20 protein-coding genes and 1 pseudogene are annotated in these 22,773 nt (G+C 72.3%); 5 read left to right on the forward strand and 16 right to left on the reverse strand.

The annotated features are described in order from the left end of the window. Positions 1 to 126: pseudogene (locus AC07GB_RS30390) on the forward strand (IS481 family transposase); the annotation flags it as partial. Here AC07GB_RS30390 and AC07GB_RS30395 read toward each other — a convergent pair. From AC07GB_RS30395 to AC07GB_RS30405, 3 genes are all read right to left on the reverse strand, one after another. Then, positions 123 to 635 carry a GNAT family N-acetyltransferase gene (locus tag AC07GB_RS30395; RefSeq protein WP_478851007.1) on the reverse strand — a complete coding sequence of 171 codons (513 nt, stop codon included), beginning with the start codon at positions 633 to 635 and terminating at the stop codon, positions 123 to 125. The pseudogene AC07GB_RS30390 and the gene AC07GB_RS30395 overlap by 4 nt on opposite strands. Before the next feature lie 40 nt (positions 636 to 675). Continuing rightward, positions 676 to 1,200, reverse strand: a complete 525-nt coding sequence (locus AC07GB_RS30400) for an RNA polymerase sigma factor (protein WP_478851009.1) — start codon at positions 1,198 to 1,200, stop codon at positions 676 to 678. A 74-nt stretch (positions 1,201 to 1,274) separates the two neighbouring features. Further along, a complete protein-coding gene (locus AC07GB_RS30405; protein WP_478851011.1) occupies positions 1,275 to 2,471 on the reverse strand; it encodes a glycerophosphodiester phosphodiesterase in 1,197 nt (398 codons plus the stop codon). A gap of 405 nt (positions 2,472 to 2,876) precedes the next feature. Between AC07GB_RS30405 and AC07GB_RS30410 the strand changes: the two genes are divergently transcribed. Further along, on the forward strand, positions 2,877 to 3,566 hold the full coding sequence (locus AC07GB_RS30410; RefSeq protein WP_399622764.1) for a lysophospholipid acyltransferase family protein: 690 nt from the start codon (positions 2,877 to 2,879) through the stop codon (positions 3,564 to 3,566). 72 nt (positions 3,567 to 3,638) lie between these two features. Here AC07GB_RS30410 and AC07GB_RS30415 read toward each other — a convergent pair whose 3' ends face one another. The 5 genes from AC07GB_RS30415 to AC07GB_RS30435 form a co-directional block, all read right to left on the reverse strand. Beyond that, positions 3,639 to 5,183, reverse strand: a complete 1,545-nt coding sequence (locus AC07GB_RS30415; protein ID WP_478851013.1) for an MFS transporter — start codon at positions 5,181 to 5,183, stop codon at positions 3,639 to 3,641. Then, positions 5,180 to 5,731 (reverse strand): TetR/AcrR family transcriptional regulator, encoded by a 552-nt coding sequence (locus tag AC07GB_RS30420; protein ID WP_478851015.1) that lies wholly within the window; start codon positions 5,729 to 5,731, stop codon positions 5,180 to 5,182. Before AC07GB_RS30420 ends, AC07GB_RS30415 begins: the two co-directional genes overlap by 4 nt. A gap of 81 nt (positions 5,732 to 5,812) precedes the next feature. Continuing rightward, on the reverse strand, positions 5,813 to 6,784 hold the full coding sequence (locus tag AC07GB_RS30425; protein ID WP_478851196.1) for an aldo/keto reductase: 972 nt from the start codon (positions 6,782 to 6,784) through the stop codon (positions 5,813 to 5,815). 119 nt (positions 6,785 to 6,903) lie between these two features. Then, entirely contained in the window at positions 6,904 to 8,334 is a 1,431-nt protein-coding gene (gene argH, locus AC07GB_RS30430) for an argininosuccinate lyase (RefSeq protein ID WP_478851017.1), read from the reverse strand. Between the two features lie 93 nt (positions 8,335 to 8,427). Beyond that, a complete protein-coding gene (locus AC07GB_RS30435; RefSeq protein ID WP_172385328.1) occupies positions 8,428 to 9,621 on the reverse strand; it encodes an argininosuccinate synthase in 1,194 nt (397 codons plus the stop codon). A 226-nt stretch (positions 9,622 to 9,847) separates the two neighbouring features. Between AC07GB_RS30435 and AC07GB_RS30440 the strand changes: the two genes are divergently transcribed. Beyond that, positions 9,848 to 10,837: a bile acid:sodium symporter family protein gene (locus tag AC07GB_RS30440; RefSeq protein WP_478851019.1), complete on the forward strand. Its 990-nt coding sequence runs from the start codon at positions 9,848 to 9,850 to the stop codon at positions 10,835 to 10,837. A gap of 66 nt (positions 10,838 to 10,903) precedes the next feature. On the opposite strand, the gene AC07GB_RS30445 is transcribed toward AC07GB_RS30440, so the two are convergent. The 7 genes from AC07GB_RS30445 to AC07GB_RS30475 all read right to left on the reverse strand — a co-directional run bounded on the left by AC07GB_RS30445 (position 10,904) and on the right by AC07GB_RS30475 (position 18,908). Continuing rightward, entirely contained in the window at positions 10,904 to 11,449 is a 546-nt protein-coding gene (locus AC07GB_RS30445) for an arginine repressor (protein ID WP_030680925.1), read from the reverse strand. Positions 11,450 to 11,456: 7 nt separating this feature from the next. After that, positions 11,457 to 12,689, reverse strand: a complete 1,233-nt coding sequence (locus AC07GB_RS30450; RefSeq protein ID WP_478851021.1) for an acetylornithine transaminase — start codon at positions 12,687 to 12,689, stop codon at positions 11,457 to 11,459. Then, on the reverse strand, positions 12,686 to 13,603 hold the full coding sequence (argB, locus tag AC07GB_RS30455; protein ID WP_478851023.1) for an acetylglutamate kinase: 918 nt from the start codon (positions 13,601 to 13,603) through the stop codon (positions 12,686 to 12,688). The genes AC07GB_RS30450 and argB overlap by 4 nt, the downstream gene beginning before the upstream one ends. Before the next feature lie 66 nt (positions 13,604 to 13,669). Next, the gene (gene argJ / locus AC07GB_RS30460) at positions 13,670 to 14,821 is read right to left on the reverse strand and encodes a bifunctional glutamate N-acetyltransferase/amino-acid acetyltransferase ArgJ (protein ID WP_478851025.1); all 1,152 of its coding nucleotides are present in this window, start codon (positions 14,819 to 14,821) and stop codon (positions 13,670 to 13,672) included. Positions 14,822 to 14,909: 88 nt separating this feature from the next. Continuing rightward, a complete protein-coding gene (gene argC / locus AC07GB_RS30465) occupies positions 14,910 to 15,938 on the reverse strand; it encodes an N-acetyl-gamma-glutamyl-phosphate reductase (protein WP_478851027.1) in 1,029 nt (342 codons plus the stop codon). 186 nt (positions 15,939 to 16,124) lie between these two features. After that, the gene (locus AC07GB_RS30470) at positions 16,125 to 18,344 is read right to left on the reverse strand and encodes an NADP-dependent isocitrate dehydrogenase (protein WP_478851029.1); all 2,220 of its coding nucleotides are present in this window, start codon (positions 18,342 to 18,344) and stop codon (positions 16,125 to 16,127) included. A 144-nt stretch (positions 18,345 to 18,488) separates the two neighbouring features. Then, positions 18,489 to 18,908 carry a MerR family transcriptional regulator gene (locus AC07GB_RS30475; protein ID WP_478851031.1) on the reverse strand — a complete coding sequence of 140 codons (420 nt, stop codon included), beginning with the start codon at positions 18,906 to 18,908 and terminating at the stop codon, positions 18,489 to 18,491. A 60-nt stretch (positions 18,909 to 18,968) separates the two neighbouring features. On the opposite strand from AC07GB_RS30475, the gene AC07GB_RS30480 reads away from it, so the two are divergent. Then, positions 18,969 to 19,934, forward strand: coding sequence for an oxidoreductase (locus AC07GB_RS30480; RefSeq protein ID WP_478851033.1), 966 nt, complete (start codon positions 18,969 to 18,971; stop codon positions 19,932 to 19,934). On the opposite strand, the gene AC07GB_RS30485 is transcribed toward AC07GB_RS30480, so the two are convergent. Further along, positions 19,909 to 21,489 carry an alpha/beta hydrolase gene (locus tag AC07GB_RS30485; protein WP_478851035.1) on the reverse strand — a complete coding sequence of 527 codons (1,581 nt, stop codon included), beginning with the start codon at positions 21,487 to 21,489 and terminating at the stop codon, positions 19,909 to 19,911. The two genes, AC07GB_RS30480 and AC07GB_RS30485, sit on opposite strands and share 26 nt — an antisense overlap. 253 nt (positions 21,490 to 21,742) lie before the next feature. Between AC07GB_RS30485 and AC07GB_RS30490 the strand changes: the two genes are divergently transcribed. Next, positions 21,743 to 22,732 carry an aldo/keto reductase gene (locus AC07GB_RS30490; protein WP_478851037.1) on the forward strand — a complete coding sequence of 330 codons (990 nt, stop codon included), beginning with the start codon at positions 21,743 to 21,745 and terminating at the stop codon, positions 22,730 to 22,732. Positions 22,733 to 22,773 lie beyond the last annotated feature (41 nt).

Consider the following 22,773-nt stretch of genomic DNA (forward strand, 5'->3'; position numbering starts at 1 on the left):
AACACCGAGCGGACAGCAGCTCTGACAGACTTCCTGCACACCTACAACCACCACCGCTGCCACACCGCACTCGGCGGCCACCCACCCATCAGCCGTGTGAACAACCCTGCGGGTCAATACACCTAGGCGCTGGCGGCGTAGGCCTCCGCCGCCACCTCCTTGGCCAGGGTCACCACCGTCAGCCGCTCGTCCACGCGCCGCGTGCTCACCGGCGCGTACCCGTGCTTGCGGTAGAGCTGGAGGTTGCTCTCGCTGCGGTGCCCGGTGAACAGCTCGAAGCGGCGGACGGCGCCGCCCTCGCCGAGCCGTCGCTCTATCGCGTCGAGCAGCCGCCCGCCCAGGCCGTGCCGCTGCATCCGCGGGTGGACGACGAGCTTGCCGACGCGGGCCGTGCCCGCCTCGTCGACGCCGGCCCGCACGGAGGCCACGACCTCGGTGCCGAGCCGCGCGACCAGGACGGTGCCCCCGGCCAGCTCCGCCTTGAGGGACTCCAGGGTCTGGGTCAGGGGCTCGATCGAGTAGTCGCCGTACAGCTCGGCCTCGCTCTGGTAGCAGAGGTACTGCAGTTTGAGGATCTGCTCGGCGGCGTCCTGGTCGTCGGCCGCCGCCTCCGAGATGGTCACGCTCATGCCCATGTGTGCATGCCTCCCGCTCAACTGCTCCACCGGTTGTCCCTCACTCCTTTCCCCACGGGCCAGGAGTCGCAACCTCTTGCGCCAGCATTCTGCGCAGGCATCCCAGGCATCGGGAACGTTCCGGCCCCAAAGATCCTTGTGACATTCCCAACTCTCCTGCGATTTCACGGTAAGTGAGGTCCTTGGGCGACAGAAGTGCAGCCAGGAGCCGAGGACACCGTCCGGGGAGCTTGCGCACGGCCGCGCGCAGGATGCGGTGCCGGTCGGCCCGCAGCACGCGCTGCTCGGGGCCGCCCTGGAGGTCGTCGGCCGGTTCGGTGACGTAGGGCCGCTCGCGGCGGGCGGCGTGGCGGCTGCGGTGGGCCTCGTCGCGGACGGCGGTGCGCAGCCATCCGGCGGGGTCGGTGAGCGACCCCTTGGCGTCCAGGTGTTCGAGCAGGCGCAGCCACACGGCCTGCTCGAGGTCGCCGGGTTCGGCGCCGGAGCCGTGCGCCTCCGCCGAGGCCTCCGCGGCGAGCAGCGGACGCAGGGCGGTGACGAGGTCGGGCGAGAGCGAGGGCGTCATACCCCCGACGACGCGGCCGTTTCGGCTCCGGGTTTCCGAAACGGCCGCGGCTCACCCCAACCGGGAGTCACCCGTCATTCGTTGACAGAACCACCGGCGCGGAAGTCGGCGGCGGCGAGGAGCGCCGTGTCCGGGTTGTCGGAGAAGATCCCGTCGATGCCCGTGGCGAAGTACTTCTTGAAGGCGCCGAACGCGTCACCGTACGCGCTGGGGTCCGTGCCTTTCTTGAAGTCGGCGGGCAGGAAGGTGTTCTCGTTGCGCATCGTGTAGGGGTGCAGGATCAGGTCCTCGGCGTGCGCGTCGCGCACCAGCGTGGTCGGCTCCAGGAGCTTGCCGTCGGGGCCCTTGGGGATGATCAGGTCCAGGGTCGGGCCGATGCCCTTGGCGAACGAGGACATCCAGCGCAGGCCCTCGGGCTTGACGAGGTCGGCGACGGTGCGCGGGTCGCCCGCCTCGACGAAGTCCCAGGGGCGGGAGTTCGCGGACGACAGCAGGACCACGCCGGGCGCGTCGACGAGCTTGCGAAGGCGCTGGATGCTGCTGGGCTCGAAGGACTGCAGGAAGTTCGGCGCGTGCCTGCGGTGCCGGTGGTAGCGGCGAAGGAGCTTGGCCAGGGGCTCTTCGAGACCGAGGCCCAGCTTGCGGAAGTAGGTGGGGTGCTTGGTCTCGATGTGCAGCCAGACGCGCCGGCCGCGCTCGCGCCCCGCGCGCTCGGCCCAGCGCAGGACCTCCTCCAGGGTGGGGATCTCCCAGCGGCCGTCGTAAAGGGTGTTGCGCTGGCGGGTGCCGGGGATGCGCTCCTTGGCGCGCAGCGTCTTCAGCTCGGCGAGCGTGAAGTCCTCGGTGAACCAGCCGGTGAGCTGGACGCCGTCCACGGACTTCGTCGTCTTGCGGTCCGCGAACTCCGGGTGCGCGGCGACGTCCGTGGTCGCGGTGATGTCGTTCTCGTGACGGCATACGAGGTGGCCGTCCTTGGTGGGCACGACGTCCTGCTCGATGACGTCCGCGCCCATGTCGAGGGCGAGTTGGTACGAGCCGAGCGTGTGCTCGGGCCGGTAGCCGCTCGTGCCGCGGTGCGCGATGACCGTGGGCACCGGCAGCTCGCCGCCGTGCCCGTGCCCCTTGCCGTGGCCACCTTCGGCTCTCGCCACCCCGGGCGCGCCCGCGACGGCCGCGCCCGCCCCGAGGACCGCGGCCCCCAGGACCGCCCGCCGCCCCGGGCTCGTCCCCGTCCGCCGCTCGGCCGTCGCGCCGTATTCCTCGTTCGCCATGGAGGGCTCCCTCATTCCTGTACTGCCTTGTGCCGCCTTGCACCTGACAAAGCGGCACCGATCGTAGGTGGCGGCAGGTGACGTACGGGAGACCCGGGGTCGAACGTACGGGTGACGCGCGATGGCCGACGGTCGCGCGGGGCGCGGGGGCGCGCGTGCCCGGCGCGGGCGAACAGCGGGCTCCAAGCCGTCCGGGCCCCGGAAGGGCCCGCGCGGAGCGTGAGAAGGGCCACTCGGACAAGCGGCGCAGTTCGTACGGCGATACGGTCGTGGTGGTAGGACCCTCGTGGGGCAAGGGGCACGCAAACTCAGGTCAACTCTGCGTATCGGTCGCATGAACCCGATGTGCGTTCAACGGGGACCCGCGAGTATGGTCCTCACCTGCAGCGACTTGCCGTCGACCCGTTGACACCGGAGGAACCGTTGTCCCGTCTAGCGCTCCTGAAGGCAGTGCTCGGACCGATCTTGCGCCTGACGTTCCGCACGCGGGTAGAAGGTGCCGAGAACATCCCCGGGACCGGTCCGGTCATCCTGGCCGGAAACCACCTCACGTTCATCGACTCGATGATCCTGCCCGTCGTCTGCGACCGGCCGGTCTACTTCATCGGCAAGGACGAGTACGTGACGGGCAAGGGCCTCAAGGGCCGCGCGATGGCCTGGTTCTTCACCGGCGTCGGCATGATCCCGGTGGACCGCGACGGCGGCCGGGGCGGCGTGGCCGCGCTGATGACCGGCAAGCGGGTCCTGGACGACGGCCAGATGTTCGGCATCTACCCGGAAGGCACCCGCTCCCCCGACGGCCGGCTCTACCGCGGCCGCACGGGCATCGCCCGGCTCACGCTGATGACGGGCGCGCCGGTGGTGCCGTTCGCCATGATCGGCACGGACAAGCTGCAGCCGGGCGGCAAGGGCCTGCCGCGTCCGGGCCGGGTGACGGTCCGCTTCGGCGAGGCCATGGAGTTCTCGCGCTACGACGGCATGGACCGCGACCGCTATGTGCTGCGCGCGGTGACGGACTCGGTGATGACGGAGGTCATGCGCCTGTCCGGGCAGGAGTACGTGGACATGTACGCCACGAAGGCCAAGGCGGCCTGAGAAGGGCCGCACACGGCGAAGGGCCGCACCCCGCGCGGGGTGCGGCCCTTCGCCGTCACTCGATCGGCGGCGTCAGGGATGCTCGACGCCGTCCTCCAGCTTCTGGCCCTTGAGCAGGAACCAGGCCGCGACCGCCGTGGCGAGCAGCACCGCGGCGCCGACTCCGGCGGCGACCCGCAGCCCGTCGACGAAGGCCTCCTGGGCAGCCGACACCAGGGGGCCCGCCGTGTGCTCCGGGAGGCCGGCGCTCGCCTCGACGGCCCCGCCCAGGGATTCGTGGGCGGCCGACGCGGCGTCGGCCGGGGTGCCAGCCGGGGCCGTGAAGTCGCGGTAGACACCCGTGACGATGGAGCCGAGCAGGGCGATGCCGAGGGCCGCGCCCAGTTCGTACGCCGTCTCCGAGACCGCGGAGGCCGCGCCCGCCTGCTCCTTGGGCACGCTGGACAGGATCACGTCGGCGGTCACCGTGAAGGCGAAGCCCGCGCCGACGCCTACCACCAGGAGCGCGGCGCCCAGGAGCGGATAGCCCGTGTGCTGGCTCAGGGTGGTGAGCGAGGCGAGGGCGAGGCCCACCGCGGCGAGCCCGCCCGCGACCACCGAGCGCACCGAGAAGCGGCGCGCCACCAGGCCCGCGATCAGACCCGCCGTCACCGCGCCGAGCGCGGCGGGCAGCTCGGCGAGGCCCGCTTCGAACGGCCGCCTGCCCTGCACGAGTTGCAGGAACTGCGACAGGAAGAAGACCAGGCCGGACAGGCCGAGGATGGTCAGCAGGTCGGCGAGGACGGCGGCGGAGAAGCCACGGTTGCGGAAAAGGCGCATGTCGAGCAGCGGCGCCTGAAGGGTGAGCTGCCGCCGGACGAACCAGGTGAGTGCCGCGACACCGATGACGCCCGCGGCGAGCACCTCCCAGCCCGCGCCGCCCGCCGCCGCCTCCTTGACCGCGTACACCACGGCGATCATGCCGATGAGCGACAGGGCGACGCTGATCAGGTCCCAGGGGCCCGGCGAGGGGTTCTTCGACTCGGGGAGCATCTTGATGCCGACGAGGACCAGCACGGCCATCACGGGCAGGTTGATGAGGAAGACCGAGCCCCACCAGAAGTGTTCGAGCAGGAAGCCGCCGACGACCGGGCCGATCGCCGCGCCCGCCGAGGCCATCGCGCCCCACACACCGACGGCGATGCTGCGCTCGCGCGGGTCGTGGAAGATGTTCCGGATCAGCGCGAGCGTCGACGGCATCAGCGTGGCACCCGCGACACCGAGCAGGGCCCGGGCCAGGATCATCAGCTCCGGCGTGGTGGCGTAGGAGTTGAGCACGGACACCGCGCCGAAGGCGACGGCTCCGACGAGCAGCAGCTTCTTGCGGCCGATGCGATCGCCGAGGCTGCCCATGGACACCAGCAGTCCGGCGATGACGAACGAGTAGACGTCACCGATCCACAGGAGCTGGGTGCCGGACGGCTTGAGGTCCTCGCTGATGTACGGCGTCGCGAGGCCGAGGACGGTCGCGTCCACGGCGACGAGGAGGACGGCGAGGGCGAGCACGGCCAGGGCGAGCCACCGGCCGGGCGGGCGGGCCACCTCGGCCGCCGGGGTGCGCTGTACGGTCCTGGTCATGGTTCCACTCTCCGTCGTGCTCCGCCGATGAGCAGCTCGGCGATCATGTAGCTGAAGTCCTTGGCGGCGACGCGGCCGTCGAGGACGGCCCAGGCGCCGGAGCTGACGAGGCCGTACAGGGCCTCGGTGAGCCAGACCGGGGTCAGGTCGATGCGGAACTCGCCGCTCTCCTGACCGCGCCGGAACAGCTCGGCCACGCGGGTGTCGATCCGGGACCAGCCCTCGTGCTGGGTCTCGCCCTCGAACAGCGCGTTCTCCGTGACGAGGAAGGCGAGCAGGCCCGCGGCGGGCTGTAGCTCCTTGACCAGGCGCCGCAGCGCGTCCGCGGCGCCGCCCTCCTCCAGCCGGGCGGCGTCCAGGGCCAGCTCGCACTCCCTCAGGCCGAGGTCTTCGAGCGCGCGGACGAGCGCGTCCCGGCCTGCGAAGTGGCGGTGCAGGGTGGCCCGGCTGACCCCGGCGGCCTTCGCGACCTCGTCCATGGTCGCGGAGCCCTTGCGGGTGAGCAGGGCGGCGGCACCGCGCAGCACCTGATCTCGGTCGACAGACATGAGACAAGCATAGCCCGCATGAGACATTCTTGTCTCACGAGAGGCGTACGGGTCTTACGGAGGGGCCTGAGCGGTGGTCTCTCAGTGCCAGGGCAGCGCGGCCCGCGTGCTCCAGTACGCGGCGGGCTCCTCGGCGAGGGCAGCGACGCGCTCCAGGTCCGCCGCGTCCAGGTCGACGGCCGTGGCGTGCAGGTTCGACACGAGCTGCACGGAGGTGGCGGCGCCGGAGAGCACGACACCTGCCCAGGGCTGGCGCAGCACCAGGGCGAGGGCGACCGCGTCGCAGCCGAGGCCGGTCCGCTCGGCGACGGCGCGCAGGGCGGCGGGGGCGTGCTCCCCCGCCAGGCGGCCGTTGGCCATGCCCTCCTTGACCAGGACGGTCAGGCCCGCGTCGTGGGCTTCGGCGAGCGCGGGGGCGGCCGAGGTCTCCAAGGCGTTGTAGGTCGCCTGGACGGTGCGGAAGAGCCGCTCGCCGCCGACGGTCACGTCCAGGGCGGCGCGGATCGCGGCGGCCTGCTCGGGGCCGCTCACGGACAGGCCGACGGTGACGCCGCCGGCGGCGAGGTCGGCGAGCCGGGCGTGCAGCTCCTTGTCGGTGAGCGCGGGGCTCTCGGGCGTGACCGAGTGGATCTGGTAGAGGTCGAGCCGCTCGCCGAGCAGCGCGGCGGTCTCGGCGCGCTGGCGGTCGTACGCGGTGACGCTGTGGTCCTTGATCTCGTGCGCGGCGGCGTCGGTGCGCCAGTCGGCCGTGTAGGTGTAGCCCCACTTGCTGCCGACGACGACGTCGTCGATGCCGGGACGGGCCGCGAGCCAGCCGGCGAGGAACTCCTCGGAGCGGCCGTAGGAGCGGGCGGCGTCGACGTACCGCACGCCGAGCGCGTAGGCGGCGTCGAGGAGTTCGAACGCGCGCTCGCGCAGGGCCTCGACGGTGCGGGACGGCGGCAGGTCGGCCTCGCGGCCCAGGGTGATGTAGCCGGGCCTGCCGACGGCGGCCAGGCCGAGGCCGATGTGGGCGGTCGGGGTGGTGACTTCGGCCAGGCGGGCGAAGGGCATGTCGGGCTCCACGCTTCGAGGGTGTGACGCGTCCAGGGGAGTACGCGGGTCGCGTACTCCCCTGCCGTTCAACGTAACCCTCGGCGGGGGCGCGGGGCCTCGCGGGGCGCCCGGCGGCGCTACGCGGTGCGGGCCGTGGCCCACCGGCGCTGGGCGGCCACGTCCGTCTTCAGCTCGGCGAGCTGGGCGGCCACCGCCGAGGGGGCGGTGCCGCCGCGGCCGTCGCGGGAGGCGAGGGCGCCCGGCACGTTCAGGACGGTGCGGACCTCCGGGGTCAGGTGCGGGGAGATCTTCGCGAACTGCTCGTCGGTGAGCTGGTCGAGTTCGATGCCGTGCGCCTCGCACTCCTTGACGCACTCGCCCGCGACCTCGTGCGCGACGCGGAACGGCACGCCCTGCTTGACCAGCCACTCGGCGATGTCCGTGGCGAGCGAGAAGCCCGCGGGGGCCAGCTCCTCCATGCGCTCGCGGTGGACCGTAAGGGTCGTCATCATGCCGGTGAAGGCGGGCAGCAGGACCTCCAGCTGGTCGCAGGAGTCGAAGACGGGCTCCTTGTCCTCCTGGAGGTCGCGGTTGTACGCGAGCGGGAGTGCCTTGAGGGTGGCAAGCAGGCCCGTGAGGTTGCCGATGAGGCGGCCGGACTTGCCCCGGGCCAGCTCGGCGATGTCCGGGTTCTTCTTCTGCGGCATGATCGAGGAGCCGGTGGAGAAGGCGTCGTGGAGCGTGACGAAGGAGAATTCCTTCGTGTTCCAGATGATGACCTCCTCGGCGATCCGGGAGAGGTTCACGCCAATCATTGCGGTGATGAAGGCGAACTCGGCGACGAAGTCACGCGAGGCCGTGCCGTCGATGGAGTTGGCGGCGGAGCCGCCCTCGAAGCCGAGGTCCTGGGCGACCGCCTGCGGGTCGAGGCCGAGGGACTGCCCGGCCAGGGCCCCGGACCCGTACGCCGACACCGCGGCACGCTCGTCCCACTGCCGCAGCCGCTCGGCGTCGCGCGCCAGGGACTGCGCGTGCGCGAGGACGTGGTGGGCGAAGAGCACCGGCTGGGCGTGCTGGAGGTGGGTGCGGCCCGGCATGGCGACGTCCGGGTGGGCCTCGGCGAGGCCGATCAGCGCCTCCTGGAGGTCGGTGATCAGTCCGCCGATGATCCGGGCGTGGTCGCGCAGGTACATCCGGAAGAGCGTGACCACCTGGTCGTTGCGGGACCGGCCCGCGCGCAGCTTGCCGCCGAGGTCGGGGCCGAGCCGCTCGAGGAGGCCGCGCTCCAGGGCGGTGTGCACGTCCTCGTCGGCGATGGTGCCGGTGAACGAGCCGTCGGCGACGTCGGCTTCGAGCTGGTCGAGGCCCGCGAGCATACGGGTCAGCTCGTCCGCGGTGAGCAGCCCCGCGGTGTGCAGCACGCGCGCGTGGGCGCGGGAACCGGCGATGTCGTACGGCGCCAGGCGCCAGTCGAAGTGCACCGAGGCCGAAAGCTTGGCCAGGGCCTCTGCCGGACCGTCGGCGAACCGTCCGCCCCAGAGCCGGACGTCACCGCTTTTGCTGCTCACTGCACATGCTCCTTGATGAGGGGGTGATGCGCGTCCGCCTCCCCCGCGCCGTGCGCTTCGGGGAGGCGGACCTCGCGGCTGCTGCTCGGGGCCTCAGGCCAGGTCGCGCTTCGCGGCGATCTTCGACGACAGGGCGAAGATGTCGATGAAGCCCTGGGCCTTCGACTGGTCGAAGGTGTCACCCGTGTCGTACGTCGCGAGGTTGAAGTCGTAGAGCGACTGCTCGGACCTCCGGCCGGTGACGACGGCCCGGCCGCCGTGCAGGGTCATCCGGATGTCGCCGCTGACGTGCTGGTTGGCCTCGTTGATGAAGCCGTCCAGGGCCCGCTTGAGCGGGGAGAACCACAGGCCGTCGTAGACCAGCTCGCCCCAGCGCTGCTCGACCTGCCGCTTGTAGCGGGCCAGCTCCCGCTCGACCGTGACGTTCTCCAGCTCCTGGTGGGCGGTGATCAGCGCGATCGCGCCCGGGGCCTCGTACACCTCACGGGACTTGATGCCGACGAGCCGGTCCTCGACCATGTCGATCCGGCCGATTCCCTGGGCGCCCGCCCGCTCGTTGAGCTGCTGGATCGCCTGGAGGACCGTGACGGGCCTGCCGTCGATGGCGACCGGGACGCCCTCCTTGAAGGTGAGGACGACCTCGTCGGCCTCGCGCGGCGTCGCGGGGTTGGAGGTGTACTCGTAGACGTCCTCGATCGGGGCGTTCCAGATGTCCTCCAGGAAGCCCGTCTCGACGGCCCGCCCGAAGACGTTCTGGTCGATGGAGTACGGGGACTTCTTGCTGGTCGCGATCGGCAGGCCCTTGTCCTCGCAGAAGGCGATGGCCTTGTCCCGCGTCATCGCGTAGTCCCGCACGGGGGCGATGCACTTCAGGTCCGGGCCGAGCGCCTGGATGCCGGCCTCGAACCGCACCTGGTCGTTGCCCTTGCCGGTGCAGCCGTGGGCGACGATGCCGGCGCCGTGCTTGTTCGCCGCCGCCACGAGGTGCTTGACGATGGTCGGCCGGGACAGGGCGGAGACCAGCGGATACCGGTCCATGTAGAGGGCGTTGGCCTTGATCGCCGGGAGGCAGTACTCGTCGGCGAACTCGTCCTTGGCGTCCGCGACCTCGGCCTCGACGGCACCGCAGGCGAGCGCGCGCTTGCGGATGACGTCCAGGTCCTCGCCGCCCTGGCCGACGTCCACGGCGACGGCGATGACCTCGGCGCCCGTCTCCTCGGCGATCCAGCCGATGGCGACGGAGGTGTCCAGGCCGCCCGAGTAGGCGAGTACGACGCGCTCGGTCACGGGTTTCTCCTCACAGTGCATTCCGCTCGCTCAGTGCATTCACTGATATGCATGAGTATGCATTGCTCCGCATGTTTCGTCAATCCGCTACCTGGAGAGTGGCACGCCACTCCGCACAACTCCCGCCGGACGGGCAGGTCACGCCTCGCCCCCCGCCGGGACGCGTGTAGTGACCACATATCGAGACGGGGTTGCGCCCCGCGGGCTCTGGACGTTGCATCACCGGGTGCGGAACGAACAGACAACCCCCGGCTCGGCGACGGACGTCGAGCCCCCGGGCGGCGCCGACCGGGCCGCGCGCCGGGCCGTCACCGTCTTCCCCGTCCTGGTGCTCGCCGCGGGCGCCGTCGGACTCGCGGCGCCTGACGCCTTCGCGGACTGGAAGCCGAGCGTGCCGTATCTGCTCGGCGTGGTGATGTTCTGCATGGGTCTGACGATGACCCCGGCGGACTTCCAGGGGGTCGCGCGCCGCCCCTGGGCCGTGGCGCTCGGCCTCGTAGCGCACTACGTGATCATGCCGGGCCTTGGCTGGCTCGTCGCCCACGCGCTCGACCTGTCACCGCAGCTGGCGGCCGGGGTGATCCTCGTCGGCTGCGCGCCCAGCGGCACCGCGTCGAACGTCGTGACGTATCTGGCGCGCGGCGACGTCGCCCTCTCGGTGTCCGTCGCCACCGTCTCCACGATGGTCGCGCCGCTCGTCACCCCGCCGCTGACGCTGCTGCTCGCGGGCGAGTACCTGCCGGTGGACGCGGGCTCGATGGTGACGGACATCCTCAAGACGGTGCTGCTGCCCGTCGTCGCGGGCCTGCTGGTGCGGCTGTTCATCGGCCGGTACGTGGACCGGGCGCTGGGCGCGCTGCCGTGGCTGTCCGCCGCCACCATCGCCGTCATCGTGGCGGTGGTGGTCGCGGGCAGCGCGGCGGCCATCAAGTCGGCCGCCGCGCTCGTCCTGCTCGCGGTGGTGCTGCACAACGGGCTCGGCCTCGCCCTCGGCTACGGCGCGGGCCGCCTGGCCCGGCTCGGGGCGCCCGCGTCACGCGCGATGGCCTTCGAGGTGGGCATGCAGAACTCGGGCCTGGCCGCGTCCCTGGCCACCGCCCACTTCAGCCCGCTCGCGGCGCTCCCCGCCGCGATCTTCTCGGTCTGGCACAACGTGTCGGGCTCACTGGTGGCGGCGTGGATGGCCCGCAGAGGAAGAACGCAGCGAAGGGATTAAAGCCCGTCCGGCGATTGAGGACGAGGCCGCAGGCCGATCGAGCCGGTCCAAGGCCAGGGGCCAGCCTCAGTGTTCGTTCGAGGCCAGCCGCAGCAGGTGATCAGCCAGGGCCTGGCCCCCCGTCGCATCCCTGCTGATAAGCATCACCGTGTCGTCGCCCGCGATCGTGCCCAGGATGTCGTGCAGCTCGGCCTGGTCGATCGCCGAGGCGAGGAACTGGGCGGCCCCGGGCGGGGTGCGCAGCACCACGAGGTTGGCGGAGGCCTCGGCGGAGATGAGCAGCTCGCCGGAGAGGCGCCGCATCCGCTCCTCCTTCGCCGACTCGCCGAGCGGGGCCCGCGGAGTGCGGAAGCCGCCCTCGCTCGGCACGGCGTAGATGAGGTCGCCCTCGGCGTTGCGGATCTTGACGGCGTTCAGCTCGTCGAGGTCGCGGGAGAGGGTCGCCTGGGTGACGCTCAGGCCGTCGTCGGCGAGGAGCTTCGCCAGCTGGCTCTGCGAGCGCACCGGCTGCCGGTTGAGGATGTCGACGATCCTGCGGTGCCGTGCGGTACGGGTCTGCGGCACCGCGGGCCCGGCGGACTCCCCTCGCTCGTTGCGCTGCGCATGGCTCATCGTCGTCTCATTCTCCGGATCGTCCGTCCCCGTTCGCCGCGGCCGCGGCCTGGTCGAGGACACCGGGCAGGGCCCGGAGGAAGGCGTCCACCTCGACGTCGCCCACGTTCAGGGCGGGCATGAGCCGTACGACATCGGGGGCGGGCGCGTTGACCAGGAAGCCGGCGTCCTGAGCCGCCCGCTGCACCTGCGCGGCCAGCGGCTCGGTGAGCACCATACCCAGCAGCAGGCCCGTGCCCCTGACATGGGCGACCATGCCGTGCCCCGCTGACTCGATTCCGTCCCGGAGCCGTTCGCCCGCGCGCTTGGTGTGGTCGAGCAGCCCCTCGGCGGAGATGGTGTCGAGCACGGCGAGCCCGGCGGCGCAGGCGACGGGGTTGCCGCCGAAGGTCGTGCCGTGGTGGCCCGGCCGCAGCAGGGCCGCGGCCTCGCCGAAGGCGACGGTGGCACCGAGCGGCAGGCCGCCGCCGAGACCCTTGGCGAGAGTGACGACGTCGGGGAGCACGTCCTCCTCCGCGAAGTGCGCGAACCAGTGGCCCATGCGGCCGATTCCGGTCTGCACCTCGTCCAGGACGAGGAGGGTGCCGGTGGCGCGGGTGATCTCGCGGGCCGCGCGCAGATATCCGGTGGGCGGCACGACGACGCCGTTCTCGCCCTGGACCGGCTCGACGATCACGAAGGCGGTGTCCTCGGTGACCGCGGCGCGCAGCGCGTCGACGTCTCCGTACGGTACGTGCGTCACGTCCCCGGGCAGCGGCAGGAACGGCTGCTGCTTGCCTGGCTGGCCGGTGAGGGCGAGCGCGCCCATCGTGCGGCCGTGGAAGCCGCCGTCGGTGGCGACCATGTGCGGGCGGCCCGTGAGCCGGCCGATCTTGAAGGCGCCCTCGTTGGCCTCCGCGCCGGAGTTGCAGAAGAACACGCGGCCGTCGCGGCCGAAGAGCTGGAGCAGCCGCTCGGCGAGCGCGACGGGCGGCTCGGCGACGAAGAGGTTCGAGACGTGGCCGAGCGCGGCGATCTGCCGGGACACGGCCTCCACCACGGCCGGGTGCCCGTGGCCGAGCGCGTTCACCGCGATGCCGCCGACGAAGTCGACGTACTCCTTGCCGTCCGCGTCCCAGAGCCTGCTGCCCGCGCCGCGCACCAGGGGCAGGCGGGGGGTGCCGTAGTTGTCCATGAGCGCGCCCTGCCAGCGGGCGGTCAGGGCCTGGTTGGAGTCGGTGGACGGGGTGGCGGCGGTCATGCCGTGGCTCCCTTGGTCAGCTCGTCGGGCACGACCATCGTGCCGATTCCTTCATCCGTGAAAATCTCGAGCAGGATCGAGTGCTGGACGCGCCCGTCGATGACGCGGGCCGTCTGCACACCGTTGCGTACCGCGTGCAGACAGCCCTCCATCTTGGGCACCATGCCGCTGGACAGGTCGGGAAGCAGCTTCTCCAGCTCGGCGGCGGTGAGGCGGCTGATGACCTCGTCGCTGCGGGGCCAGTCCTCGTAGAGGCCCTCCACGTCGGTGAGGACCATCAGCGTCTCGGCACCAAGCGCCGCAGCGAGTGCCGCAGCCGCCGTATCAGCATTGACGTTGTAGACATGCCCCGTGTCACCTTCGTCCTGGGAGCGGGCGATGGAGGAGACCACCGGGATGCGGCCGTCGGCGAGCAGCGCCTCGATGGCCCCGGTGTCGATGTCGGTGACCTCGCCGACCCGTCCGATGTCGACCGGCTCGCCGCCGATCAGCGGGCGGTGCCGGGTCGCGGTGATGGTGTGCGCGTCCTCGCCGGTCAGGCCCACGGCCAGCGGGCCGTGCTCGTTGAGGAGGCCCACCAGCTCCCGCTGCACCTGCCCGGCGAGGACCATGCGGACGACGTCCATGGCCTCGGGCGTCGTGACGCGCAGACCCGCCTTGAACTCGCTGACCAGGCCCTGTTTGTCGAGCTGGGCGCTGATCTGCGGGCCGCCGCCGTGCACCACGACGGGGCGCAGGCCCGCGTGGTGCAGGAAGACGACGTCCTGGGCGAAGGCCGCCTTCAGTTCGGCGTCCACCATGGCGTTGCCGCCGAACTTGATGACGACGGTCTTGCCGCGGTGCCGGGTCAGCCAGGGCAGTGCCTCGATGAGGATCTGCGCCTTGGGCAGAGCGGTGTGCTTGCGGGTGCTCATGGGGTGTTCAGGGTCCTTGGGTTCAGGACGGGCCGCCCGGGGCGGGACCGGGTGGTCCCGCCGGGCTCAGGACGAGTAGGCGCTGTTCTCGTGGACGTAGTCGGCGGTGAGGTCGTTGGCCCAGATGACGGCGGACTCGGTGCCCGCGGCCAGGTCGGCGGTGATCTTCACCTCGCGGTAGCGCATGTCGACGAGGTCGCGGTCCTCGCCCACCGAGCCGTTCTTGCAGACCCACACGTCGTTGATGGCGACGTTCAGCCGGTCGGGCTCGAAGGCGGCACCGGTGGTGCCGATGGCGGACAGGACGCGGCCCCAGTTGGGGTCCTCGCCGTGGAGCGCGCACTTCAGGAGGTTGTTGCGGGCGATGGAGCGGCCCACCTCGACGGCGTCGTCCTCGCTCGCGGCGTTCACGACCTCGATACGGATGTCCTTGGTCGCGCCCTCGGCGTCGCCGATGAGCTGGCGGGCGAGGTCGTCGCAGACCGTGCGGACGGCATCGGCGAACTCCGCCTGCCCCGGCGTGACCTCCGCGGCACCGGAGGCCAGGAGCAGCACGGTGTCGTTGGTCGACATACAGCCGTCGGAGTCGACCCGGTCGAAGGTGAGCCGGGTCGCCTCGCGCAGCGCCTTGTCCAGGTCCGCGGCAGGCAGGTCGGCGTCCGTGGTGAGGACGACCAGCATGGTGGCGAGGCCGGGGGCGAGCATGCCCGCGCCCTTGGCCATGCCGCCGACGGTCCAGCCCTCGCCCTCGAACACGGCCGTCTTGTGCACGCTGTCCGTGGTCTTGATGGCGATGGCGGCCTTCTCGCCGCCGTGCGGGGACAGGGCGGCCGCGGCCGCGTCGACGCCCGGCAGGAGCTTGTCCATGGGGAGCGTGACGCCGATGAGGCCGGTGGAGGCGACGGCGACCTCGGCCGCGTTCACCCCGAGGGCCTCGGCCGCCTTCTCGGCGGTGGCGTGCGTGTCCTGGAAGCCCTGGGGGCCGGTGCAGGCGTTGGCACCACCGGAATTGAGGACGACGGCCGCCACCTGACCGCCCTTGAGGACCTGCTCGGACCACAGCACGGGGGCGGCCTTCACGCGGTTGGAGGTGAAGACGCCCGCGGCGGCCAGGCGGGGCCCGCTGTTGACCACGAGGGCCAGGTCCGGGTTGCCGTTCTCCTTGATCCCGGCGGCGATGCCCGCCGCCTGGAATCCCTTGGCTGCCGTGACGCTCACTGCATCTCCTTGTTCGCTTCTCCGCCCGCGCAGCGCAGCGGTGCGGGTTTCATGGTCAGGTGCGGCTGAATGGCTGCGCGCGCGTCGCTCACGGTGCGACTCCGATCGTGGAAAGCCCCAGCTCCTCCGGGAGCCCCAGGGCGATGTTCATGCTCTGCACGGCGCCGCCCGCGGTGCCCTTGCTGAGGTTGTCGATGGCGCTGATCACGATCACGCGGCCGGAGCCCGGGTCGTGGGCGACCTGGACGTGCACGGCGTTCGAGCCGTAGACGGAGGCCGTGGCGGGCCACTGGCCCTCCGGGAGCAGCCGTACGAACGGCTCGTCGGCGAACGCCTTCTCGTACGCCGCGCGCACGCTCTCCGCGGTGACGCCCGGCGTGGCCTTGGCGCTGCACGTGGCGAGGATGCCGCGCGGCATGGGGGCGAGGGTGGGCGTGAAGGAGACGGACACGCGGGTGCCGGCCGCCGCGCTGAGGTTCTGGATCATCTCGGGGGTGTGCCGGTGCACACCGCCCACGCCGTACGGCGACATGGAGCCCATGACCTCGGAGCCGAGGAGGTGGGGCTTGGCCGCCTTGCCCGCGCCCGAGGTGCCGGAGGCCGCGACGATCACCGCCTCGTCCTCGACGAGGCCCGCCGCGTACGCCGGGAACAGGGCGAGCGAGACCGCCGTGGGGTAGCAGCCGGGCACGGCGATGCGCTTGGTCCCGGCGAGGGCGGCGCGGCCGCCCGGCAGCTCCGGCAGGCCGTACGGCCAGGTGCCGGCGTGCTCGCTGCCGTAGAACCGCTCCCAGTCCGCGGCGTCCTTCAGGCGGAAGTCCGCGCCCATGTCCACCACGAGCACGTCCGGGCCGAGCTGCTCGGCGACCGCGGCGGACTGGCCGTGCGGCAGGGCGAGGAAGACGACGTCGTGCCCCGCGAGCGACTCGGCGGTGGTGGGCGCGAGGACGCGCTCGGCGAGCGGCGTCAGGTGCGGCTGGAGGGCGCCGAGCGGCTGGCCCGCGTTGGAGTTGGCGGTGAGGGTGCCGATCTCGACCTCGGGGTGCGTGAGCAGCGTGCGCAGCAGTTCCCCGCCCGCGTATCCGCTCGCCCCCGCCACCGCTGCGCGTACCGTCATGGACTCCTCCTCGTGAATGGCATGAATATACAAGCTATTGCAGATCTATGCAATGGAGATCTTGTGCCGCCCCGGCCTCCGGTGCGGCACCGGTGTCCGGTGGCCAAGACACCACCGCCCCGGTCAGCGGTTGCCGACCGGGGCGAGCGGTGCGCTTGCCTCAGGACACCTGGAGGGCGGGCGCCGTTACGCGAGCGAGGCGATGGCCTCGTTGAACGTGGCCGAGGGGCGCATGACGGCCGCGGCCTTGGTGACGTCGGCCTTGTAGTACCCGCCGATGTCGGCCGGGGAACCCTGGACGGCGATCAGCTCGTCCACGATCGTCTGCTCCTGCTCGGTCAGCGTCTTGGCGAGCGGACCGAAGGCCTCGGCGAGCTGGGCGTCGGCGGTCTGCTTGGCCAGCTCCTGGGCCCAGTACAGGGACAGGTAGAAGTGGCTGCCGCGGTTGTCGATGCCACCCAGCTTGCGGCTCGGCGACTTGTTCTCGTTCAGGAACGAGGCCGTGGCGCGGTCCAGGGTGTCCGCGAGGACCTGGGCGCGGGCGTTGCCCGTGGTCTGCGCCAGGTGCTCGAAGGAGACCGCGAGCGCGAGGAACTCGCCGAGGCTGTCCCAGCGCAGGTAGTTCTCCTTGACCAGCTGCTGGACGTGCTTCGGGGCGGAGCCGCCGGCGCCGGTCTCGAACAGGCCGCCGCCGTTCATCAGCGGGACGACCGAGAGCATCTTGGCGCTGGTGCCCAGCTCCAGGATCGGGAACAGGTCGGTCAGGTAGTCACGCAGCACGTTGCCCGTGACGGAGATGGTGTCGAGGCCCTCGCGGATGCGCTCCACGGACAGCTGGGTGGCCTCGACCGGGGACATGATCCGCAGGTCCAGGCCCTCGGTGTCGAACTCCGGCAGGTACGCCTTCACCTTGGCGATCAGGTTGGCGTCGTGCGCGCGGGTCTCGTCCAGCCAGAACACGGCCGGGTTGCCGGTGGCGCGGGCGCGGCTGACGGCCAGCTTCACCCAGTCCTTGATCGGCGCGTCCTTGGTCTGGCAGGCGCGGAAGATGTCGCCCTCGGAGACCGGCTGCTCGATGAGCGCGGTGCCCTCGGCGTCGACCAGGCGGACCGTGCCGGAGACCGGGATCTCGAAGGTCTTGTCGTGGGAGCCGTACTCCTCGGCCTTCTGCGCCATCAGGCCGACGTTCGGGACCGAGCCCATGGTGGCCGGGTCGTAGGCGCCCTTGGCGCGGCAGTCGTCGATGACGACCTGGTAGACGCCCGCGTAGGAGGAGTCCGGGATGACGGCGAGGGTGTCGGCCTCGGCGCCGTTCTTGTCCCACATGTGACCCGAGGTGCGGATCATGGCCGGCATGGAGGCGTCGACGATGACGTCGGACGGCACGTGCAGGTTGGTGATGCCGCGGTCGGAGTCGACCATCGCCAGGTCCGGGCCCTCGGCCAGCTCGGCCTCGAAGGACGCCTTGATCTCGGCGCCGTTGGCCAGCGCCTCCAGGCCCTTGTAGATGCCGCCGAGGCCGTCGTTCGGGGACAGGCCCGCGGCCGCGAGGTCGGCGCCGAAGGCCGCGAAGGTCTTCGGGAAGAAGGCGCGTACGACATGGCCGAAGACGATGGGGTCGGAGACCTTCATCATCGTCGCCTTGAGGTGCACGGAGAACAGCACGCCGTCGGCCTTGGCGCGGGCGACCTGGGCGGTCAGGAACTCGCGCAGCGCGGCGACGCGCATCACGGAGGCGTCGACGACCTCGCCCGCGAGGACCGGGACGGACTCGCGCAGGACGGTGGTGGAGCCGTCGGCGGCGACCAGCTCGATCTTGAGCGCGCCGGCCTTCTCGATCACGACGGACTTCTCCGTCGAGCGGAAGTCGTTCTCCCCCATGGTGGCGACGTTCGTCTTGGAGTCGCCGCTCCAGGCGCCCATGCGGTGCGGGTGCGTCTTGGCGTAGTTCTTGACCGACGCGGGGGCGCGGCGGTCGGAGTTGCCCTCGCGCAGGACCGGGTTGACGGCGGAGCCCTTGACCTTGTCGTAGCGGGCGCGGATGTCGCGCTCCTCGTCGGTCTTGGGGTCGTCCGGGTAGTCCGGCAGCGCGTAGCCCTGCTCCTGCAGCTCGGCCACGGCGGCCTTCAGCTGCGGGATCGACGCCGAGATGTTCGGCAGCTTGATGATGTTGGCCTGCGGGGTCTTGGCCAGCTCACCCAGTTCGGCCAGCGCGTCGTCGATGCGCTGGCTCGGCTCCAGGCGCTCCGGGAAGCTCGCGATGATCCGGCCCGCCAGGGAGATGTCACGGGTCTCGACGCGGACACCGGCCGTCGAGGCGTACGCCTGGATCACGGGCAGGAACGAATGCGTCGCGAGGGCGGGGGCCTCGTCAGTGTGTGTGTAGATGATGGTCGAGTCAGTCACCGGGTGCTCCGCTCCACGTCTGCAACATTGCTCGACATCAAGATATCTCGTGGACGGGGTGGTCCTGACAGGGCCCTGGCCGAGAGACGGATACCGGACACGTACGCGGCCGGGCGAGGGGCCCGGGCGGCGGTGCGAGCCCGGTCAGTGGCGCGGGGCCGGGGCCCAGACGCCCGCCGCGGTGCCCTCGCGCACGTGCTTCTCGTACGCCACGACCTTGCCGTGGATGATCTCCAGGGCGGCGTCGAGTTCCGCCCTGCGCGCGCGGACGGCGCGTTCGTGCTCCTGGAGCAGCGCGAGCCGCTCCGGCTCGTTCCCCGGGCCCGAGCGGACGAGGCGGGCGAAGTGCTTGAGCGTGGCGATCGGCATCCCGGAGGCGCGCAGCCGGTTGCACAGCAGGAGCCACTCCACGTCGGCGCTCTCGTACACGCGCCGCCCGCCGCCGGTGCGCGGGACCGGCCGCAGGAACAGCTCCTCGCGCTCGAAGAACCGCAGCGCGTGCACGCTCAGGCCGGTCTCCTCGGCGACCTGCCCGATGGACTTCCCCTCGGTGTGCCGCGCCATCCCCGACCTCCGCGTGCTCGGCTTGATCTAGATCGCAGTCTAGGTTCTAGCGTCGCCGCCATGACGACCAAGACAGCTGAGCAGCGCGCGATCGGTTCCGGACACGGCGCGTGGAGCACCGCCGACGACGTACTGAAGGGCATCTGTCTGGAGGGCAGGACCGCGCTCGTGACCGGCGGTGCCTCCGGGCTCGGCCTGGAGACGACCCGGGCGCTCGCCCGCGCCGGGGCCCGCGTGCTCGTCCCGGCGCGCGGGCCGGAGGCGGCCGCGGCGGCCCTCGACGGCGTGCCCGGCGTGGAGGTGGCCGCCCTGGACCTCGCCGACCTGGAGAGCGTCCGCGCCTTCGCCGACCGCGTCCTGGACGCGGGCCGCGCCGTCGACCTGCTCATCGCGGGCGCGGGTGTCATGGCCTGCCCCGAGACCCGCGTCGGGCCCGGCTGGGAGGCGCACTTCGCGGTCAACCACCTGGGACACTTCGCCCTGGTCAACCGGCTCGCCCCGGCACTGACCCCGGGGCGGGCCCGGGTCGTGGCGGTGGCCTCGTCGGGGCACTTCCTGTCCGGCATCCGCTGGCAGGACCCGCACTTCCGCACGGGCTACGACCGCTGGCTCGCGTACGCGCAGTCGAAGACCGCCAACGCGCTGTTCGCCCTGCACCTGGACCGGCTCGCCGGGCCCGGGGGGCCGCGTGCCTTCGCCGTGCACCCGGGCAGCGTCCTCACCCCGCTGCAACGGCACGTGCCGCGCGAGGAGCAGCTCGCCCAGGGCTGGCTCGGCCCTGACGGCACTCCGGCCGAGGGCTTCAAGTCCCCGGCGCAGGGCGCGGCGACGGCCGTGTGGGCGGCCACGTCGCCGCTGCTCGCGGGCCACGGCGGCGCCTACTGCCAGGACTGCGACGTCGCCGGGCCCGCCACCACCGACGACATGCTGATCGGCGGCGTCAAGCCGTGGGTCAGGGACCCCGAGGCGGCGGCGCGGCTGTGGGACCTGTCCGCCGAACTCACCGGCCTGGACCACTTCGCGTAGCACTCGCCACCGGGCAGGTGACGTCCTCACGCGGCAGGCCGCCCCCGCCCAGGTAGGCGTTCACGGCCCGGTCGGCGCACGGCACCGGGTCGAGACCGTCCACCGCGCGGCCGTAGACGCCGTGCCCGCGGAGGTCCGCCGTGACCATGCGGGAGCCGCGCAGCGCCCGGTGCATGGCGAGCGCGTCGCGGTAGGGGGTGTGGTCGCGCTTCGCCTGGAGCAGCAGGACGGGCACCTCGTTGCCGATGGTGACGGCGGGCTCGCGCGGGGGCGCCGGGAAGTACAGGCAGGGCGCGGTCACGCCGTTCACGAACGGCCCGAAGACGGGCTCGGTGGCGCGGCTGCGCAGGCTGTTCCTCCAGTACGTGTGTGGCGATGCGGGCCAGCCACCGGCGGGCCAGCCGCCGTCGCCGCACATGAAGAGCGTGCCGCCGAGCATGCTGTCCGCGACCTCGGGCGACTTCAACAGCGCGATCATGCGGGCGAGTTCGGACCCCGGCTCGGTGGGCCGGCCGTGCGAGACGGCGACCAGGTCGCGGACGACGGCGGCCACCGTCGGGTCGTTCTCGCCCTGGACGAGGGGCTGCTTGAGGATCATCCGCAGGAGCGGCGCGTTCAGGCGCAGCCCGTCCACGCGCGGTGGCCGCCGCTCCGCGCGGGCGAGCAGCGTCTCCACCTGGCGCCGGACGGCGGCGGCCGTGCGGCCCAGGTGGTAGGTGCCGTCGCGGCGGGCCGTCCACGCCGCCCACTCGTCCAGGGCCGCCTCCGCGGGCCGTCCGGAGCGCTGGAACTGCTCGTACTGCGTGGCGGCCGGGTCCGTGACGGAGTCGATAACGAAGCGGTCCACGCGGCGCGGGAACAGCTGCGTGTAGGTGGCGCCCAGGTCGGCGCCGTACGACACCCCGTAGTACGACAGGCGGCGCTCGCCCAGGGCCGCGCGGATCACGTCCATGTCGCGGGCGACGTTGCGTGAGGAGGCGTGCGGCAGAAGGCGGGCGTTGTCGCCGCGCGCGTGGCAGCGGCGGGCGTCCTCACGGGCCGCGGCCAGCGCCTCGCCGAAGTCCCTGCGCGGGGTGGTGGTCGGCCCGGGCTCGGCGGAGTCGCGGGCCGGGTCGCAGGTCAGCGGGCTGCTCTCGCCGAGGAAGCGCGGGTCGAAGCCGATGAGGTCGTAGGCGCCCGCCACGTCCTTCAGGGCCGGGCGCAGGGCGAGGGTATAGGCGAGGCCGGGGCCGCCGGGCCCGCCAGGGTTGGTCAGCAGGACGCCGCGCCGCCGGTCCGCCGGGACCTCGGCCTCGATGCGGGAGATCGCGATCCGGAGGGTGCGGCCTTCGGGCTCCGCGTAGTCCAGCGGCACGGTGACGTGTGCGCACCGGGCGCCCGCCGCCCGCAGCTCCTTCTGCGCGGGAGAGCAGGCGCCCCAGGTCAGGCGCTGGTTCTCGTAGGTGGCGAGGGCGGCTCCGCCCGTGGGGTGCGGCGGCCGGGCGGCTGCGGGTACCCCGCCCGCGAGCAGGACGGCGAGCCCGAGGCCCGCCGCGGTGAAGGTGACGGCACGCATGACGCTCCGGGGTGGACGGAAAAGGGGCAGGACGGGTCCGTGAACCCCGCTCACGCTACGAACGCGCGCACCGGACGGCCATCCGGTCGGCCGCAGTTCCGGCCTGCGGCCACCCCCAGCCGCCGTACTGGTGCGGGCCCCCGCCCCCCGGGCCGGCGCTTGCGTTGGAGCGCGCTCCAACTCCTACTGTCACGGCCGTGATCACCGCACCGCGGCGATCCGCGCAGACCACCGCACCACCTGGAGGTACGACATGACCGGCCTGCCCACCCGCAAGCTCGGCGCGCTCACGGTCTCGGCACAGGGACTCGGCTGCATGGGGATGAGCCACGGCTACGGCGCGTCGGACGACGCCCAGTCGACCGCCACGATCCACCGCGCCCTCGACCTCGGCGTCACCCTCTTCGACACCGCCGACTTCTACGGCTCCGGGCACAACGAGGAGCTGCTCGGCCGCGCCCTGTCCGGCGCGCGCCGGGAGCGGGCCGTGATCGCCACGAAGTTCGGCTTCGCCAACCGGCTCGGCGAGCCGCCGCTGATCCGCGGCGACGCCGCGTACGTGCGCCAGGCCTGCGACGCCTCCCTCGCCCGGCTCGGCGTCGACCACATCGACCTGTACTACCAGCACCGCGTCGACCCGAACGTGCCGATCGAGGAGACCGTGGGCGCGATGGCCGACCTGGTCGCGGCCGGCAAGGTGCGCCACCTCGGTCTGTCCGAGGCGAGCGCGCGGACGATCCGGCGCGCGCACGCCGTGCACCCGATCGCGGCCCTCCAGAGCGAGTGGTCGCTGTGGACCCGCGACCTGGAGGCGGAGACGGCGCCGGTCTGCCGGGAGCTCGGCATCGGGCTCGTACCGTTCTCGCCGCTCGGCCGCGGCTTCCTGACCGGCCGCGTCACCTCGGTCGAGGGCCTTGAGGCGAACGACGTACGGCGCTCGCAGCCGCGCTTCGCCGACGGCAATCTGGAGAGCAACCTCGCCATCGTCGCCGCCCTGGACGCGCTCGCCGCCGAGAAGGGCGTCACGGCGGGCCAGCTCGCCCTGGCCTGGGTGCAGCACCGCGGCGCCGACGTGGTGCCGATCCCGGGCACGCGCCGCGAGACGTATCTGCGGGAGAACCTCGCCGCCGCCACGCTCGAACTGACCGCCGACGACCTCGCCGCGATCGACGCGGCGGCTCCCGCGGGCGGCGTCGCGGGGACGCGGTACGACGAGGTGAGCCTCGCCGTCGTCGACCGGTAGAGGCCGGTGGGAGGCCGGTGGGAGGCCGGTGGGAGGCCGGT

It is taken from the genome of Streptomyces sp. NPDC045778 (assembly GCF_056431945.1).